This window comes from Parashewanella hymeniacidonis, from assembly GCF_016900895.1.
GTDB classification, from domain to species: domain Bacteria; phylum Pseudomonadota; class Gammaproteobacteria; order Enterobacterales; family Shewanellaceae; genus Parashewanella; species Parashewanella hymeniacidonis.
The window spans coordinates 1-1,191 of sequence record NZ_JAFEUN010000289.1 but is presented as its reverse complement, the minus strand read 5'-3'; the positions used below and the strand labels follow the sequence as shown (position 1 = coordinate 1,191).

The following is a 1,191-nucleotide window of genomic DNA, read 5'->3' as shown; positions in this document are numbered from 1 at the left end:
TCAAATTCTCTTGCAACGGGAGACCAGCTGGAAGTGGGCTCACTTGCGTGCCAGATAGTTATCTGTATCTGCATCATTACAACGCAGCATTTGCTTTCTCCAGCTTCCGTTACCTGCATCACTATCGGCTCTCTTCACAGACAGCTTTCCCAAAGGGAGCGATACAGGCTTACCATGTTCCGTATGTTGCGCAAAATGTCAGGTTAGATGCCCACAATAGTGCGGAGAGTATTGGTGATCACGAAAGAATACTGGACAACTTCTTTACCTACTCTCATTGCTATTTTAGCCACAGCGTAAATTCAACCACTTTCGCTGCTTCACGTTAACGCACCTTAAATGGATTCACATATGTTCATCATACTGACTTATGTGGACTCCCCACTTGTCAACAACAAACTGTTATTAATCGATGAATAAATGCGTACTTATGTACGAGCTCTCAATTGAGTAGCGAACTCAGGCTCTCTGATATTTACGCGAACCAATAAACAATTCTACCTAGCGAGCTCAAAGCTCAATGTCAGTAACTGTTTTTATTGGCTGATTTTCATCTTCGATTAAGCATTTTGTTGTTTAGACTCATTACTTGGCTGGGATTAACTCAGCCTTATATTCTGTTCCCTGGGTTAACATAGCAAAGGCTGTTCTTACTGTTTTATTGGCTAACGCCACCGCCGCACATTTCTTCCCGCATCGTTCAACGAGCCCTTGTATCCATTTTTCTTTTGTAGTTCGGGCTTCTCTTTTTACAACTTGGGTTATGCAAGACATTGCACCAGTAATCAGTTGGCTACGCATCATACTGTTTTTGACATGCTTACCTATAGAGCCTATTTTCGTCTTGCCACCACTAGAATGCTGTAGCGGAGTTAACCCTATACAAGCTGAAGCATCTTTCCCTTTGCTAAATGTCCCTAATTCAGCACAACCTAATGCAATGTACAAATTAATGGCATTTATGGGACCTACGCCTTCAATTTTCAGTAATTTTTTGCAATCCGAGTAATCGTTTATGGATTTTTCAAGATTATCTTCGTAGACAGCGAGTGATTTAATTACTTCTAGATAGTCGGTTCTGAAAAAATCCATTTCAAGAGTTTAAATGTACGGCATCTGATTTACGCAAAATTCAGAGCCGTACCCCAAAAGCAAGATTTCTTAGATTTTGCATCAATTTCACTACAAAAC

Annotated in this window: 1 pseudogene; it reads right to left on the bottom strand. The window is 40.7% G+C overall.

What is annotated here, in order from left to right:
* Nucleotides 1-585: 585 nt before the first annotated feature.
* Nucleotides 586-1,071, bottom strand: a pseudogene (locus tag JQC92_RS22375) (transposase); the annotation flags it as partial.
* Between the last annotated feature and the right edge of the window lie 120 nt (nt 1,072-1,191).